This window comes from Alloprevotella sp. Lung230 (genome assembly GCF_014385435.1).
In the GTDB taxonomy this organism is placed as follows: domain Bacteria; phylum Bacteroidota; class Bacteroidia; order Bacteroidales; family Bacteroidaceae; genus Alloprevotella.
On the sequence record NZ_JACSUD010000010.1, the window covers coordinates 51506 to 68901 of the forward strand.

Annotated in this window: 10 protein-coding genes and 1 riboswitch; of the genes, 8 read left to right on the plus strand and 2 right to left on the minus strand. The window is 53.8% G+C overall.

Annotated features, from left to right (window positions below; genetic code table 11):
• Positions 1-100 precede the first annotated feature (100 nt).
• From H8527_RS06730 to H8527_RS06750, 5 genes are all read left to right on the plus strand, one after another.
• Positions 101-805: a CPBP family intramembrane glutamic endopeptidase gene (locus H8527_RS06730; protein WP_222935125.1), complete on the plus strand. Its 705-nt coding sequence runs from the start codon at positions 101-103 to the stop codon at positions 803-805.
• Entirely contained in the window at positions 802-1836 is a 1035-nt protein-coding gene (locus H8527_RS06735) for a tRNA-dihydrouridine synthase (RefSeq protein ID WP_187546730.1), read from the plus strand. Before H8527_RS06730 ends, H8527_RS06735 begins: the two co-directional genes overlap by 4 nt.
• Before the next feature lie 78 nt (positions 1837-1914).
• Entirely contained in the window at positions 1915-3771 is a 1857-nt protein-coding gene (locus tag H8527_RS06740; protein WP_187546732.1) for an aminopeptidase P family protein, read from the plus strand.
• Between the two features lie 109 nt (positions 3772-3880).
• Positions 3881-4100, plus strand: a riboswitch (cobalamin riboswitch).
• A gap of 36 nt (positions 4101-4136) precedes the next feature.
• Positions 4137-6188 (plus strand): TonB-dependent siderophore receptor, encoded by a 2052-nt coding sequence (locus H8527_RS06745; protein WP_187546734.1) that lies wholly within the window; start codon positions 4137-4139, stop codon positions 6186-6188.
• Between the two features lie 12 nt (positions 6189-6200).
• Entirely contained in the window at positions 6201-7292 is a 1092-nt protein-coding gene (locus H8527_RS06750; protein WP_187546736.1) for a YncE family protein, read from the plus strand.
• A gap of 932 nt (positions 7293-8224) precedes the next feature.
• Here H8527_RS06750 and H8527_RS06755 read toward each other — a convergent pair.
• A complete protein-coding gene (locus H8527_RS06755) occupies positions 8225-10612 on the minus strand; it encodes a glycoside hydrolase family 20 protein (RefSeq protein WP_187546738.1) in 2388 nt (795 codons plus the stop codon).
• Positions 10613-10724: 112 nt separating this feature from the next.
• The gene (locus H8527_RS06760) at positions 10725-11909 is read right to left on the minus strand and encodes a choice-of-anchor J domain-containing protein (protein ID WP_187546739.1); all 1185 of its coding nucleotides are present in this window, start codon (positions 11907-11909) and stop codon (positions 10725-10727) included.
• 273 nt (positions 11910-12182) lie between these two features.
• Here H8527_RS06760 and H8527_RS06765 point away from each other — a divergent pair, with 273 nt between their 5' ends.
• The 3 genes from H8527_RS06765 (at position 12183) to H8527_RS06775 (ending at position 16944) form a co-directional block, all read left to right on the plus strand.
• Entirely contained in the window at positions 12183-13457 is a 1275-nt protein-coding gene (locus H8527_RS06765; protein WP_187546741.1) for a YihY/virulence factor BrkB family protein, read from the plus strand.
• Between the two features lie 260 nt (positions 13458-13717).
• A complete protein-coding gene (locus H8527_RS06770) occupies positions 13718-14863 on the plus strand; it encodes a GNAT family N-acetyltransferase (RefSeq protein WP_187546743.1) in 1146 nt (381 codons plus the stop codon).
• 47 nt (positions 14864-14910) lie between these two features.
• Positions 14911-16944 carry a DNA topoisomerase IV subunit B gene (locus H8527_RS06775; protein WP_187546745.1) on the plus strand — a complete coding sequence of 678 codons (2034 nt, stop codon included), beginning with the start codon at positions 14911-14913 and terminating at the stop codon, positions 16942-16944.
• Positions 16945-17396: the final 452 nt, after the last annotated feature.

Genomic DNA, 17396 nt, shown 5'->3' on the forward strand with positions numbered 1-17396 from the left:
AGTTTATCTTTTTCTATCATGTTTTTCCCTCATGCGAAAATCGATTATTATATTTCTACTCTTCTTGTTCTCCCAGTTGCTGGCGGGATTTAGTACGTTGATGATGAAGAATTGGGACAACATTGCCGCGGGGCGTAGCATCGACTGGTTGCGTGCGGCCGATCCCACGGTGCCTCAGGTCCTGGTTGTCGGCCTGTGGATATCCTATCTCCTCCTTTTCGTCTGTTTGTGGTTGCTTCGGCTCACCAACTCCCCGATGATGGGCAATTTGAAGCGGGGCAGCCGACTTCGTTCTCTCGGTTTCATCGGTAGTTTTCTGCTGGTCTGTGTGGGACTATCTTTGCTGATTACCCCCCTTGGTCTAGACGATGGGGGGATGACGGATCAGGCATTGCAAATCAAGGAGTATTGGGGAGGCGTTTTGTTGCTTTGCATCGGAGGGCCTGCCATCGAAGAAGTTGTCTTTCGTGATGGAATCCTTCGGCATCTCCGCACGAGGGGGCTTAATGCTTGGGCGGCAATACTCATCAGCGCTGCTACTTTTGCTGTGGTTCACGGAAATCTTTCACAGTTCGTTACAGCTTTTCCTCTCGGGATATTACTCGGATTTCTTTATGTCCGCACTGGTGATTTGCGCCTCTGTCTTCCGGCCCATATTCTCAACAATACGATTGCTGTGATGGGACTTTTATTTCCAAAAATAGACGATTTCATCGAACAAATGCCTCTACTCCTGATGCTCGCAGCAGGTGGATTGCTTACAGCTCTCGGTGTGGGATACTTCGTAAAACTCTATCGCTCATGAAAATTCGCAACCTGGATTTAGGGGCACATCCCATCCTTTTGGCCCCTATGGAAGATGTCACCGACATTGGCTTCCGTTTGCTCTGTCGGCGATTGGGGGCTTCTATGGTCTACTCCGAATTTGTGGCCGCCGACGCGTTGGTGCGTATGGTGAATAAAAGTATCGCCAAACTGACCGTCTGCGAAGATGAGCGCCCTGTGGTCATTCAAATCTATGGTCGCGATTCGGGAGCCGTCGCAGAAGCGGCTGAAATTGTCGTTGAAACCGCACATCCTGACGTCTTGGATCTGAATTTCGGCTGTCCCGTCAAAAAGGTGGCCGGCAAGGGTGCCGGTTCGGGAATGCTGCAAACTCCCGAACTCCTTTTGGAAATTGTGCGCCATGTCGTAGACCGCGTTTCCAATCGGGTGCCGGTAACCGTCAAAACGCGATTAGGCTGGGACTTGGAGCACCTGATTATCACCGACCTCGCCGAAGGAATCCAAGATGCGGGGGCAGAAGCACTCACCATTCACGGTCGCACCCGCAGCCAGATGTACACCGGAACGGCCGACTGGACGCTCATCGGTGAGGTGAAGCGCAATCCGCGCATCCACATCCCCATCATCGGTAATGGCGACATCACCTCCGGAGCCGAAGCGCGCCGTGCGTTTCAAGACTATGGCGTTGATGCCGTTATGGTCGGGCGCGCCACCTTTGGTCAGCCTTGGATTTTCAAGGAAATGCGCGATTCCATCGACGAAACGCCTTTTGCCGTGCCCGATGTTATTCCTTCTCAATATGCGCTGATGACGCCTGACTGGATGCTGGATGTACTCAAAGAACAAGTACGTCAAAGTGTGGAGCGTATCGACGAGTATCGTGGTATTTTGCATGTGCGTCGCCACCTCGCCGCCACTCCGCTCTTCAAAGGGCTGCCCAATTTCCGCCAAACCCGTATCGACATGCTGCGCGCTGAAACAGTGGAACAACTCTATGCCATTATGGAGTCCACACGTCCGCTCATCAATGCTCATTTCAACAGCAACTAACTCCTACGCCACGTTCCGCCGACTCCTCAAAGCGGAGCGTGGCTTTGTCTTCTTTTTCTCCACAAGTTTTTCCCTTCTATGAGCTCACCAACTTTTTCCATTCACGACCGCGTTGCGGCTTTGCGCCACTGGATGCGCTGCCAAAATCTCCAAGCATTCATCGTCCCCTCTGCCGACCCGCACAACAGTGAGTATCCTGCCCCGCACTGGAAGTGCCGCGAATGGATCAGCGGTTTTGACGGAAGTGCCGGAACGGCTCTTGTCACCCTCCATCACGCAGCCCTCTGGACCGACAGCCGCTATTTTCTTCAAGCCGAACAGCAGTTGCTCGACACTCCCTTTGAACTGATGCGCGAGGGAGAATGCGCTACCCCCTCCCTTACTGATTGGTTGCAACAAACTTTGGCGGTAGAAATAGCTGCTTTGAAAGATTCTGCCGGCCGCATCGGCTTCTGTGCCGAAACCTGCACTTTGGATTTCTACGAAAGTCTGTCCGCTGTCTTTTCGCCCGACCTGCTCTGCCCCATGACCGACCCTTTCAGTGAAATCTGGCCGGACCGCCCGGCGCTGCCGCAATCGTCGTTGTATCGCCAACCCGATGAATATGTCGCCAAGTCGGCCCACGAAAAGATCGAAGACTTCTGCACACAACAAGGGGAGAGAGAGGGCGAAACGTTTCTCATCGTGAGCGAACTGGCTGAAATAGCGTGGCTGCTCAACCTCCGGGCGTCCGATGTCGAGTATAATCCCGTCTTTATGGCTTATCTTGTGGCCAACCGCGGGCGCACCATTCTTTTCACCCATCTGCAGCGGGTGAATACCGACATTCGGCACTACCTCAGCGAACAGGGCGTGGAGTTGCGCGACTACGCCGAGATTTTCACCTTCGTGACCTCCGTCCCCAAGCACCTCTGCCGCTTCCTCGTGCCGCCCACCCTCAATCTCGCGGTTTACCATCCACTCCGCCTCGCTGCCGAAGCCAATGGACACCTGAGCCTCGCCCTCCAGATGCAGAGCGTAACAGCCCTCAAAGCCGTGAAGGATGAAGCCGAAATCGCGGGCTTCCGCAAAGCGATGCAGGCCGATGGAGTCGCTTTGGTACGCTTCCGTTGTTGGCTCGATGAGTTGGTGAAAAACGGAAAAATCGTAGAAGAAACCGAACTGACCATAGAACATCGGCTCACGGCCTTCCGTGCCGAGCATCCCGACTTCCGCGGACTCTCTTTTGCCACCATTGCCGGCTATGCTGCCCATGGGGCGATTGTTCACTACGAAGCCACACCCGAAACAGCCGCACGACTCGAAAACAAAGGTTTGCTATTGCTCGACAGCGGGGCGCAATACCTTTCCGGGACAACGGACATCACCCGCACCATCGCCCTCGGACCGCTCACCGACGAAGAACGTCGCATCTACACCCTCGTACTGAAAGGACACATCGCGCTCTCGCGGATGCGCTTCCCTGCCGGGACTACGGGGCTGCAACTCGACACTGCCGCCCGCGCTGCGCTGTGGCAGGAAGGTCTCGACTTCGGCCACGGCACGGGCCACGGCGTGGGGTCGCACCTCTGTGTGCACGAAGGGCCGCACCAAATCCGCAAGAACGTCCGCGATTGCACCTTGCAGTCTTTCTCTGCCGGAATGACCATCACCAACGAACCCGGCCTTTATCTTGCCGGAAAGTTTGGGGTGCGCATCGAAAACGTTCTCCTCGTTACGCCTGTCGAAACCACCGATTTCGGTAACTTCCACCGCTTCGAAACGCTCACGCTCTGTCCCATAGACACTGCGCCCATTGTGCCCGAAATGCTCGATGAAACCGAGAAAAAATGGCTGAACGATTACCATGCGATGGTGCGTGAACGCCTTCTTCCCTTGCTCTCTTCCATTGCCGAGCGTGACTGGCTCGTCGCCGCCACCCGGCCCCTCCGATAGTTCCCTTTCATCGTCCCCTTTCCGCCTTGTGGGAAGGGGGCGATGTCTCGTTTGTCCTTCTTTTCTGAAGAGAGGCGTTGTTTCTATGAGGAAAAAGTAGTATTTTTGCTTCCACAACTCAGATAGCGGTGTCGCGAGATGCACAAAAGCAAAAAGCATTCGGTCGCGGTGAAAAGGGAAGTCGGTGCAAGTCCGACACAGTCCCGCTGCTGTAATTCCTCCTTTGCGCGGCAATCACAGGTCACTGTCGTTGAGCGAAAGTTCACGATGGGAAGACGATTGCCGACCGGGGATAAGTCAGAAGACCTGCCGCTGTTCTCGTTTTTCGTTTCTTCCGAGGAGAGGAGGCGAAGAAGCTCTTTTTTATGTTCCACACTTCCCTTTGCTCGCTGTCTTTATGGATGGCGCTGCTGAGTGTTGGTGCTGTCCTTGGTGCCAAGGCTCAATCTGTGCTCCCTTCCTCCGATAGTCCATCGTCTGCCTCTGCGCGCGACAGTTTGCTGCGCGAAGCCCAGGCGTCCACCCTCCGTCTGCCCCAACGGCACCAAGAGGCCGCCCCTCGTTGGGAAATCCGTGCCGAAGGGTTTGCCCGGCGCGGCATCGTGTCGACCACCGATGCCCTGCGTCAGTTGCCCGGCATCAATCTGCGCGACTATGGCGGTGCCGGAGGCGTGAAGACCGTGAGTGTGCGCGGATTGGGTGCTGCCCACACGCAAGTGACGCTCGACGGGCTTCCCGTGCTCGATGCTCGCAGCGGTGCCATCGACTTTGGGCAATTTGATTTTACCCAACTCAACAGCCTTTCCCTCCAGCTCACCGACGATGCCCGCCTGCTTGTGCCGGTGCGCACGCTCGCAGCGGCTGTCATCGCCTTGGAGAGCCGTCCTGAAGGGCGACAGGTCGGTTTGCGCGTGGGAAGTTTTGGCACGATGGCCCCTTCGACCTTGTGGAGCACACGGTGGGGAAAGCACACCCTGGCTGCCGTGGCCGACTGGGCCCATGGCGACAACGACTACCCCTTCACCCTGCGCAACGGCCGCCTCACCACTCGGGAACGCCGCAGCCACAGCGCTACTAACACCCTCCACACTGCCTTGCGCTGGCGGTGTAACACCGCGGCCACACAACTCTCGGCCGACCTCACCTATGCCACCGACCATCGTCGCCTGCCCGGCCCCGTGATGCTCTACACCCGTGCCGGAACGGAGCACACCGCCGACCATGACCTGACGGCCCAACTCTCCTATCGCCACACCCACGGGCGCTGGGAATGGATGGCCGCTGCCAAAGCCGCAGGACACAACACCCACTATCTCAACCTCGATCCGCAATATCCCGATGGGCGCGATGAACACCACTACCGCCAGCGCACAGCCTATGCCACTGCCGGCGCGGCCTACCGATGGACGCGTGACCTCTCCGCGGCCTATGCGGTCGACTATACCTACGAAACGCTGAAATTTGGCAGTACCCTTTGGCGCGATGTCCGCCGCCATTCGCTTCAGCAAAGTCTTTCGTTACGTTGGAGCGTGTCCCGCTGGTCGGCCACGGCACGCTTGCTGCACCATCGGCATTGGAACGATCTTCACGGCACTGACCGCGCCCCCAACGGACTGCCTTGGGAGCACGAAGATCCTGCGCGCAACGCCCGACGCTTCACCCCCTCTCTCTCGCTGGCCTATCGGGCCGTCCGCACCCCACGGGCTGCCCTCACCCTGCGCCTCTATGCGCAACAGCTCTTTCGGATGCCCTCCTTTGCCGAAAGTTACTATTTTCGCTTGGGCAACACTCATCTGCGTCCCGAACTTACGCACCAACTCGGACTGGGCGGTACCCTCCATCTTCTTCCCCGCCACACTCCGGTGACGCGGCTCGACCTGACTTTTGATGTCTATGCCAATCGCGTGTCCGACCGCATTGTCGCCATCCCCCGAAACCCCTACATCTGGCAGACGGCCAACTTCGGGCGGGTGGAAGCTCAAGGCCTCGATCTGACCCTCGACGCCTCACTGCGACTGGCTGCCCGCCACCACCTCAACCTTGCGGCCAACTATTCTTTCCAACAGGTCGAAGATGCTACCTCCGGCGTCACCCCCACACGCCGAAAGCAACTGGCCTACACTCCTGCCCACAGCGGCACGATGGCCTTGGGATGGGACAATCCTTGGGCACAACTCAGCGTGACCGCCACTTTTGCCTCCGAGCGATGGAGCACCCACGAGCACGCCCCCACTACGCGCCTTCCGGCCTACGCCGAACTCGGCCTTACCTTGCGTCGTCGCCTACCGATTTCGCATCGCCGGCAGCTCGACTGCCTCCTCGCTGTGACCAATCTGACCGACCATACTTACGAAATCGTGCGCCGGTATCCCATGCCCGGGCGCACCTATCAGTTCTCCGTAAATTATTCATTTTAACTCCACTTTTTTATGAAACTCTTCAAACACCTTCTTCCCCTCGCCCTTGTGGGCTTGGCTTTCACGGCTTGTAACGACGAGGAAGACCACATCGAACCGCTCCAACCCGGCACAGGCATCAATGGTGTCTATGTGCTCAACCAAGGCAATCAAGGCAAAATCGAGGGCATCCTTTCCTACTTCGACTTTAAGGACTACAAGCCCCTCCACGGCATCTTTAAGAGTGCCAACGGCCAGAGTCTCGGCGACTCTCCTCAGGATGGCGTCATCTATGGCTCGAAGCTCTACATCGCCGTCTATGGCAGTGACCTCGTTTGGGCCATCGATGCCAACACCCGCAAAATCCTGGCACAAATCCCCACCACCGACCCCGAAGGTATCACCGCTGCCGGTGGTAACATCTACGTGAGCAACAACGATGGCTACGTGACAAAAATCGACACCACTGCCCTCAAAGTGGTGAGCAAAATCGAAGTCGGCCCGAACCCCGTAGACCTCGAAGCTCGCGGCAATTTCCTCTATGTCGCTGTGAGCGACGGCTACAACTGGAGCAAGAACTATGTCAATGGCTTCCGCGTGGCCAAAATCGACCTGCGCACCTTCACCAATACCAAGCAGGATGTCAAGGTGGGGATGAACCCCGGCAAACTCACGCAGGACGCCAATGGCAACATCTTCGTCGTGTGCAACGGCAACTACGGCAGCATTCCGGGCACTATCTGGCGCATCGATGCAGCCGATCGTGCGGCTGAATACTGCAAAGGAACGATGGCTGCAGCCCATGGCAACAGCCTCTACGTGGTGAACTATGTGGTGGACTACACCGACTACAAGAATCCCAAAGCCAACACCACCTATGCCGTTTGGGACACCCGCAGCCACACGGCTGACACCTCCCATGCTTGGGGCAAGGATCTCGGCCACATGCCGCCTGCTCCCACCGCCATCAACATCGCGCCCCGCACCGGCGACGTCTATCTAGCTTCTGACGCTGCCGTGGGCAACTACGTTTCGCAAGGCACCATCCACATCTACGACCGCACGGGAAAGTTCCTCCGCACCGTGGTGGCTGGAGTTCATCCCGTAGCCTCCATCTTCTATTGATTTTCCTGCGGTGAATGAGCGGCGCGGTCTATATTGACTGTGCCGCTCGCCTCACCCTTCATTGAACTAAGCCATAGACGCCAACTGCCGCTGAGTGATTTTGTCTCAGAAGGAGTTGGCGTCTATGTTTTTTTGAAAAACATCGTGGGGCAATCTGGAGCAGCACCAAGGGTCGTCGGAAGCCTGATAAAGTTCCGTTCCATCCGATGGACATCCCTTTCAGTTCCGTTCCCTTCAGGGTGAAGAAGGCACTGCCCGACGGACCTGCCGCAAGGAGCGTCTCCGGAGGGGGTGAATATCGGAAACCCGCAAGGCGGGGCGATCCGATGTTGCAGAGTGCGGCCACCGGAGAATGTCCTCGCGCGCACGCGCGTACCCTACTATAGTCCGTGTTTTTTGCCTTCAATCCTTCACCTTTTGGTTTATTGGTTTATTATTCAGGTGGTTACGGGTGAAGGCAAAGGCGTTGCTGCCTTCACCGGAGAGTGGAGACTTTTCTCTTTCTCGTGTCTTCCTACTATGCACTGATGATGAGGGATTTATCGGCTTGGGTGAACGCAGTGAAGGCAAAATGCAGGGATATTGTGTAGTGTGAGGCGCACGCGTGCGAAGGCGGAGGGGCGATTTTTTTCTCAGAGGTAGGTGGATTTATCTCAGAGGTAGTTTCAATTACCTCAGAGGTAGATCATTCTATCTCAGAGGTAGCAGTTCGTCCGATAGTAGAGGATATGAAAGTGTTAAAACTGTGTTAAACTCAAAGTCTTGTGGCTGATTTTTCCGGCGAGATGTCTATATGTAAACAGAGGAGGCTTCAAAAAAAATGTAGAGTTTTGGTCGAGCGGAGGCATTTAGAAGGAGTACAAAAACAACCGCTGTCAAAGAGGAAAACCTCAATGACAGCGGTGTTCAGCAGGGAGTTAAGGCAAAACGGACTATCTTGCCACGATTTCATCGACAAAAAGGAAACCCGGTTTGCCGGCGGCAACGGTGTGCCAAGTGGGGATGGCCTTTTCGGGCACGGCGTGCACCTTGATGTAGCGCACCGACTGCGGGGCAAAGGTGTAGCGATAGGGCAGGATGCCATCGGGATCCTTTTCGCCCATGGGCAGATAGTCCTGCCGGACAACGGGAGTGAAGTCTTGGCCATCGGTCGAGAGGCTCACCACGACACGCCGTGGCCCATAAATCCAGTTGGCCTTTTCGACAAGGGCATTGAAGGACACGCTGCTCACCGTCGTGGGCCGACCGAGGTCGATGACGGCTTCGAGGTCTTCGGTGCTGAAGCCCAACCAGCGTCCGGACTGGAAGTTGAGGTTGCTGCCTTGCAGACCGTCCACCAGCACGGAGGGGCCGGCAAACTTATATCGGTCGTTGATGCCTTGAAGAAGCCGGATGTCTTTGGCCGTGCTGAGGGAGAAGTGGAAATCTTCCTGCTCCACTTGGCTGCGCTCGACCATCGGACGGCTGCCGGCGCGAGGACGACCGAGGTTGCGGAAGGCGGCGGCACGCAACTGGGCATCTTTTTGAAGGACGATGGGCGCTTTGTAGAGCGTGCTGGAAGTTGTGGGTGTGCTGCCGTCGAGGGTGTAGCGGATGTCGGCATTGTCAAGCGTGGAGAGGGTAGCCACTATGCCGCGCTCGGCATCAAGCTGATAGGAAGCGGTGACGTTGTAGACATGCTTGGCAAAATTGTAGTTTTGCTCGCGATAGAGATCGAGCAAACGGGTCAAACGCTCGATGAATTCGGGGAAATTCTTCGTGTTGCGAGGTGTCCATTGGATTTCAGCAAGCGCAGCCATACGCGGCAACTCCATGTATTCGATTTGCTTGAAGTTGGGAATGTACTCCGTCCAAAGGTTGGCTTGTACACCTATGATATGGCGGGCTTCTTCGGGAGTGGCCTTTTCAGGTACGGGTTCGTAACTATAAACCGTGGTGAGGGGGAGGTATCCTCCGATAGCCATCGGCTCTTGCTTCGTATCTTTGGCTTGATAGTAGTCAAAGTAGAGGTAGGTGTTGGGAGTCATGATGGCATCGTGGCCGCTGCGTGCCGCTTCGAGACCACCGGCTTCACCGCGCCAAGACATAACGGTGGCACCGGGAGCCAGTCCGCCTTCGAGTGTTTCGTCCCAACCGATGATTTTGCGGCCGCGGCGAGAAAGGTGTTGCTCGGCATGACGGATAACATAGCTTTGTAGGCGTTCTTCTGCGGTGTGCTTGCCATCGCCTTCAAGTTGGTGTTGCTTGATGAAGGCTTGGCATTTGGGGCAAGATTTCCAACGAGTCTTCGGGCATTCGTCCCCCCCTACGTGGATATATTCAGAAGGGAAGATTTTGACGATTTCATCGAGAACATCATCGATGAAATCGTAGGTTTTTGGATTTCCGGCACAGAGCACGTCGTCGCTCACACCCCAAATGCGCCATACAGCATAAGGGCCTCCTGTGCAACCCAATTCGGGGTAGGCCGTGAGTGCACCGAGCATGTGGCCGGGGAGGTCGATTTCAGGAATGATGGTGATGTGGCGTTCGGCAGCATAGCGCACGATGTCGCGACATTCCTCTTGAGTGTAATAGCCTCCGTGGGGAATTCCGTCATACTTGCCGCTGTTGTGTCCGATGACGGTTTCGGGGCGTTTGCTGCCCACCTCAACGAGGCGGGGGTGCTTCTTGATTTCCACGCGCCAACCTTGGTCGTCGGTGAGGTGCCAGTGGAAACGATTGATGTTGTGGAGCGCAATCATGTCGATGAAGCGCTTCACGCTGTCCACACTGAGGAAGTGGCGTGCCACGTCAAGCAGTGCACCGCGATAGGCGAAACGAGGGGCGTCGTCGATGGTGACGAAAGGAATGTAGATTTGCTTGCCTTTGGGTGGGGTGATTTCACCTTTGTGGCTGTTGTGGGGCAGAGATTTCCGCAACGTCTGAATGCCATAGAAAGTACCTGCTGCGCTGGCTCCGTTGATGTGGATGCGGTCGGCAGTCACGGTGAGGTGATAGGCTTCGAGATTGTCGTTTTTCAGGTTTTGGCTGAGAACGATGGCGTTGGTTTGCGGTGCTTTGTGCACAATGGCAGGTGCAAAACCGGTACGTTCTGTCAGGAAGCGTTGCAAATGGCGGGCATTCGTCTGTTCTTCAGCGGCTTTTCCGCATACGATGACGGTTTGCGCATTGAGGGCAAAGTCGCCTTTCTCAACTGCCGGAGTGACTTTCAGAGGGCGGGGCACAACGTTGAAGTTGGCTTGTGCCGAGGTCGAACCTGGGGAGCAGAGGAACATTACCGCCGCCAAAAGAGAAACGAGGAGGAATTTTTGTTTCATAGCACAAAAAAAGGATGAAATGATAATTGAATTTTCTGTGGCGAAGATACAAAAATCCCTGCAAACGAACAAATGCGCTTGCAGGGATTGTAGGGTGGGGTAGGGAAAGAGATTATTTAATCACCTTCTTACCATTGATGATGAAGATGCCCTTAGTGGCATTTTCTACGCGACGACCGCTGAGGTCGAAAATACCTTGCTGTACCTTACCGGTAGAGAGGCTTTCGATAGCAGAGGGAGTGCCTGTAATCTTGAAGTTCTTCACTTCCCAAGTGGAAGCATCCTTAGTGGTACTGATGTACTTGAAGCCGAACTGTACTGTCTTGCCATTGTAGGCGCTCAAATCAATTTCACCGGATGACACATAGTTCCAAGACTTACCATCGCTGTATGTGGGGATGGTGAGTTGCTGCCATGCGCCGGTTTTTCCTTCGCGCACCCAAAGGGTGTGTTCTTCTTCCACCTTTTTGAAGTATCTTGCAGCATGGTCGAACGCCAATTTATTGTTTTTTGTCAAAGTGATTTCGGGAGAAATAGCCCAAGCTTCAGCAGCATACTTGTTAGACTTAACAAAAGCCGAAGCTTTCAAACCATATTTAGCGTCTTGTGCCCAAACGTGGCTAAGACCTTTGGGGAGAGTACCTTGTTCGAGGGTCCAACCATCAGCATTGTCGGTGAGTGCCTTTGAGTAGATTTCATCGCCGGTAGGAGTGGGGGTAGGCGTAGGGTCAGGTGTAGGATCAGGAGTTACGCTACCGCCATTAGTGGTGGTGAGCATAGCATCGTCTACGAAGATAGAACCAGCTCCCTTGTCGTTACGCAAAATAACCCAAACGGTGCTGTCGCCTTGGAGTGAGAAGTTGTATTTGACTTCTGTCCAGCTGTCTTTAGAAAGTGCTGTTTTGGCAGAATAGTTATAGTTGCTGGTCTTAATGGCACCATCATCTTCACAAACGTAACCTCCCAAAGCGTGCTTGCCATTAACTGCGCCCTTAGCCCAGAAAGTCAGTGTATAGTCGCCTTTCTTGAGGGAAAGTTTCTGTGACAAACGAACATTGCTGAACTTACCTTTATTGGAGACTTCCGTGATTTCAGCACCGTGACCTGTGCGGCCGGTAGCTTGCTTCACTTCTACATTGGTGGCAGTTGGAGCTTCTTTTGAGCCTTTTGCACCCCAGGCGGCCAAATTGTTGCCGTTCCATTTTTCAAAATCACCGTTTTTCAGAAGATTGCTTTGCGCAAAACCAGTGAAAGTAGCTGTTGCAGCCACGAGAAGAGTGAGTAAAGTTTTTTTCATAAGATCGTGTTTTTTGATGAATTAAGGTTGCAAATATAGGGATTTATTTCTGAAAGCACCAAGCCTTTTAGCGAATTAACGAGGAAAACGATGCTTTTTCTGGAAAAATGTGGATAAAAAAGCGTATAAAGTCGGGAAGAGACCTTGTGGGTTTCGTGGAAAACGATTACTTTTGCTTCCTGTGCCAACCCATCGTCTTCTTTATTTTTTAGAAGAAAAGAACAAGGCTTGTGTTGGGTTTCTTTTTTGCTTTTTATTAAAATCTCCTCCATCATGAATCTCATATCCTCAATCACTTCTTATATTACTGCGTTGCGGTGGAAGCAGGTTGCGCAGGACGTACTGAAAATTGCACGCATTGCGGTGAAAGCCATGCAGCAACGCTCTCTCACCACCAATGTGGCAGCACTCACCTACACCACCGTACTATCTGTGGTGCCGCTGCTGGCGCTTATTTTAGCACTGGGACGTGGCTTCGGGTTGGAACAATACATTGAAATGCAACTGCGCTCCAACCTGAATGTACAGGAGAATGTCATCGACCAACTGATGGGGTTTGCCAATTCCTATATCGCTCGCACGCAGGATGATATGGTGATTGGCGTGAGTTTCTTGTTTTTACTCTTTACCCTCATCTCGCTCGTTAATAACATTGAGGAGAAATTCAACGCTTTGTGGGGAGTGACCACCTCACGCGGCCTTTTTGCATTTTCGCTCTCCTATTTAGGGCTGATTGTGTTTCTCATCTTCTCCATCTTTTTGTTGAGCGGAGTTTGGCTCTATGTCCTCAAACTGTTTGATTATCTCCCGCAATACGACCTGGTGCAGTCGTCTATGCCCATATTGCTGTTTATCCTGAAATGGCTGTTGAGCAGTGTAGTGCTGGGGATGATGTATAAGTTCATTCCGGTGGTCAATGTCTATTGGCGCTCCATCGTTGTACCGGCCGCGCTGGCAGGCTTCCTCTTTTGCCTCGTTCAGCAGTTTTACATTCAAGGACAAATGTTTTTGAGTAGCTACAATGCCGTGTATGGATCGTTTGCCGTGCTCCCGCTGTTGATGGTGTGGGTATATGCCACATGGATTATCTGTTTGGGAGGCGTAATTTTATGTCAAACCATTCAAACCTCCTCCGAGGATGGGGCGCTCACCGCTCCACGGCTCAGTGCCTGCCAGCACGATGCCGTTGCACTGGGGTTGATGCGCACCATTGTGCGTGCCTTTCTGAAAGAGGCTCCAGCCTACACCCTTACCGCGTTGGCGAGCGAAACACGGTTGCCCCTTTCCGTGGTCGGGAGCGAACTTCGACGCTTGGAAGAGGCCGGCGTACTATATGTTACCACCGAGAGTGAAACCGAACCTTCGCGCTTCAAACTCGATATAGATATTTACCAACTCACCGTGGCCGATTTGCTGCGGCGCTTAGATCATCTTGGGACGAAACCCGACCTGCCGCCTCTGCCTGAAGAATGGGCGGCTCTTGCCCACTTCCGCACCCGCCTTGATTATGGCGAACCGGGGCATCTTGCTTTGAAGGACCTGCCCTAAATTGGTGCAGACTCCTACTTGCGTCCCAAGGCTACTCCTCTTGGAATTCCTCGCTTTTCAGAGTAAAAGGCGGCCTTTGCAGTCGAAACTCCCAGAAAAGAGGGTGTTTTTACGACCTTTCCCACAAAAAATGAGTAACTTTGCACGTTCGCTCACGGTAAGCGTCAGCGCCTTCCGTCCTTTCTTACCCTGCTCTTTTTCAGCGGTGCGGGCGGCGAACTTCAAAATCTTTCCGAAATCTCCACAATCCACAATCTCTCATGGCAGTAGAAATCAAAAAAGTAACGTCTAAGGCAGACTTGAAAACCTTTATTCGTTTTAACTACCACCTCTACAAGGACAACCCCTACTCTGTGCCCGATCTCTATGAGGATATGCTCGACACGTTCAATCCCAAAAAGAACGGGGCGTACGAATTTTGCGAATCCGAATTGTTCTTGGCTTACCGAGATGGGGAGGTTGTGGGACGCGTGGCGTGCTTGATTAACCACAAAGCCAATCGGACGTGGAACACCCGCAATGCCCGCTTCGGATGGATTGATTTCATCGATGATCTTGAGGTGAGCCGCGCTTTGCTCGATACCGCTGAGGCTTGGGCACGTGAATACCAATGCGACAAACTCATCGGGCCGATGGGTTTCACCGATCTCGATGCAGAGGGTATGCTCATCGAAGGGTTCGACCAACTCTCCACGATGTCGACCATCTACAACTATCCCTACTATCCCGAACATTTGGAAGCCCACGGCTACGAGCGCGAAATCGACTGGTCAGAACGGAAAATCTATGTGCCGCGTCCCGGTCATGAGGCCGACTATGAACGCTACTTCCGTGTGGCGGAAATCGTGCGCAAGCGTTCCAATCTGCACATCCGCAAGTTTAAGAGCGTGAAAGAAATCAAGGACGGCAACTACATCTACCGCCTCTTCGATGTCATCAACCGCTCCTATGCCCCTCTCTTTGGTTTCAGTGAAATCAATCGCCGACAAATCGACAAATACGCCAACCAATACCTCCATTTCCTCGACCTGCGCCTGCTGGTGGTTGTCGAAAACGAAGACAACGAACCGGTGGCGATGGGTATCGGTATGGCCTCCCTTTCCCGTGCTTTGCAGAAGGCCAAAGGCAAACTCTTCCCCTTCGGATGGTGGCACCTGCTCAAAGCCCTCTATTGGAAGCGTTCGCATATCATCGACCTGCTGCTCGTCGGCGTGTTGCCCGAATATCAGAACAAAGGGGTCAATGCCCTCCTTTTTGCCGATATCATTCCCATCGCCAAAGAGATGGGCTTTGAATATGCCGAAGGACACCCCATCTTGGAAACCAACGACAAGAGTGCCAACCAGTGGAACTATCTTGACGTGGAGCTCCATAAACGCCGCCGCTGCTATCAGAAGACGTTGTAAGTCAGTACTGCACGCTTCTCCCCTAACCTTCTCTCCCTATTCTCAACATGACAGAAGACCTCACGCCGCAACCCACTCGTAACGCCGCCGATTATAGCGACGATGCCATTCGCCACCTCGACGATATGACCCACATCCGTATGCGTCCGGGCATGTACATCGGGCGCTTGGGAGACGGATCGCATGCCGAGGACGGCATTTACGTCCTGCTCAAAGAGAGCATCGACAACAGCATCGACGAGTTCAACGCCGGGTTTGGCAAAAAAATAGAAGTAGACATCACCGACGACCTCACCGCCTCCATTCGCGACTATGGTCGAGGCATTCCGCCGGGCAGCCTGATTGAAGCCGTTTCTCAGTTGAACACCGGTGCTAAGTACGACAGCGACCAATACACGGCCTCCGTCGGATTGAACGGCGTGGGTCTGAAAGCCGTCAACGCCCTCTCCTCCCGTTTTGTGGCGCGCAGCTACCGCGAGGGGAAGTATCGCGAAGCCATCTTTGAAGCCGGACGCTTGATTGAGGATAATAGCGGTTCCACCGAGGAAGAAGACGGTACTTACATCTTCTTTCAGCCCGATGCCACCCTCTTTGTCGGCTATCGTTTCCACTCCGAATTTGTCGAAACGATGTTGCGCAACTACACCTACCTCAACACCGGTCTTGCCATCTTCATCAACGGCCGCCGCACCATCTCGCGCAACGGTTTGGAAGACTTGCTCACCGACAACATGACCGCCCAGGGGCTGTACCCCATCGTACACCTGCGCAACGAATATCTGGACATCGCTTTTACCCACACCAGCCAATATGGTGAGGAATACTATTCCTTTGTCAACGGCCAGCACACCACTCAGGGCGGTACGCACCAAAGTGCATTTAAGGAGCACATCGCGCGCACCATCAAGGAGTATTTCGGCAAGAACTACGATGTGCAGGATGTGCGCAACGGCCTTGTGGCCGCCATTGCCATTCGTGTCATCGAACCTACCTTTGAGTCGCAAACCAAAATCAAACTCGGTTCGCTCACCATGGCACCCGACAAGGATGCCAAAGGCAATACCTTTGAACTGAGCGGCGTGAGCGTCAATAAGTTTGTAGGCGACTTCATCAAAGAGCAGGTCGACAACTTTTTGCACAAAAATCTGGATATTGCCGAAGTCATTCAGCAGAAAATCCAAGAGAGCGAAAAGGAACGCAAAGCCATTGCCGGCGTGACGAAGTTGGCACGTGAGCGCGCCAAGAAAGCCAGTTTGCACAACAAGAAACTGCGCGACTGCCACATCCACCTCAGCGATGAAGCTCCCAAACCCAAACGTGGTCAAAATCCCGATGAAATCGAGGATTTACGTTTCGATACGAGCCTTTTCATCACCGAGGGTAACTCAGCGTCGGGTAGCATCACCCAATGTCGTGAGGTGAAAACGCAGGCCGTCTTCTCCCTGCGCGGAAAGCCCCTCAACTCCTATGGATTGACCAAGAAGGTGGTGTACGAAAATGAGGAATTCAACCTCCTTCAAGCCGCCCTCAACATCGAAGACGGACTCGACTCTCTTCGCTACAACAAGGTGATTATCGCCACGGATGCCGATGTCGATGGGATGCACATCCGCTTGCTTATGATGACTTTCTTCCTGCAATTCTTCCCTGAACTCGTCAAGAAAGGCCATGTCTACATTCTCCAAACGCCCCTCTTCCGCGTGCGCAACAAGAAGAAGACTACCAAGGAAGAGCGTGCGGAAGCGAAGAAAACGGGGAAAAAATCAAAAAGCAGCGGCCGCACCGAATATGAAACCATCTACTGCTATTCGGAAGAAGAGCGGTTGGCTGCCATCGCCAAACTCTCTCCCAATCCCGAAATCACTCGATTTAAGGGGTTGGGTGAAATCTCTGCCGATGAGTTCAAAAACTTCATCGGTCCCGATATGCGCTTAGAACCTGTGACCCTCCACAAGAGCGATAAGGTCAAGGAGTTGCTGGCCTACTATATGGGCAAAAACACGATGGAACGCCAGAATTTCATCATCGACAACCTCGTGGTGGAAGACGACCTCGTGGAGGAAAGTCCGGAGGCCGAATGATTTTCTCTCCTTTCCCCCTTCCTGTTCTCGGGAGAGCATCCCTGCCGAAGGGAAGAAGGCTATTTTACCTCAGAGGTAAAAAGTTTTAGCTCAGAGCTGCGTAAAACTACCTCGGAGGTAGATGCCGCTGCGGCACGAAATCCATAAATTGCCCACTCATTCGGCTGCCCCTTCCTCTCACCACGTCCTCCTTTCCTTCGCGCGCGCACGCGTACACTATTATAGTCTTGTTTTTTGCCTTCACTGCCTTCACCCTATCCCTTATTTCGGGGTGTTTCAGACTTTCGGGTGAAGGTAGGTGAAACTTTTATTTCTCATTTGCCTTCACCTTCAACCCTCTGTAAATGAGAGGGATGTCGCCATCGGTGAAGGCGTGAAGGCAAAAAACTTCCCCTAATGATAGGGACGCGCGCGTGCGAGAGACCGGGGCGGCTTCCCCATTTGCCCACTCC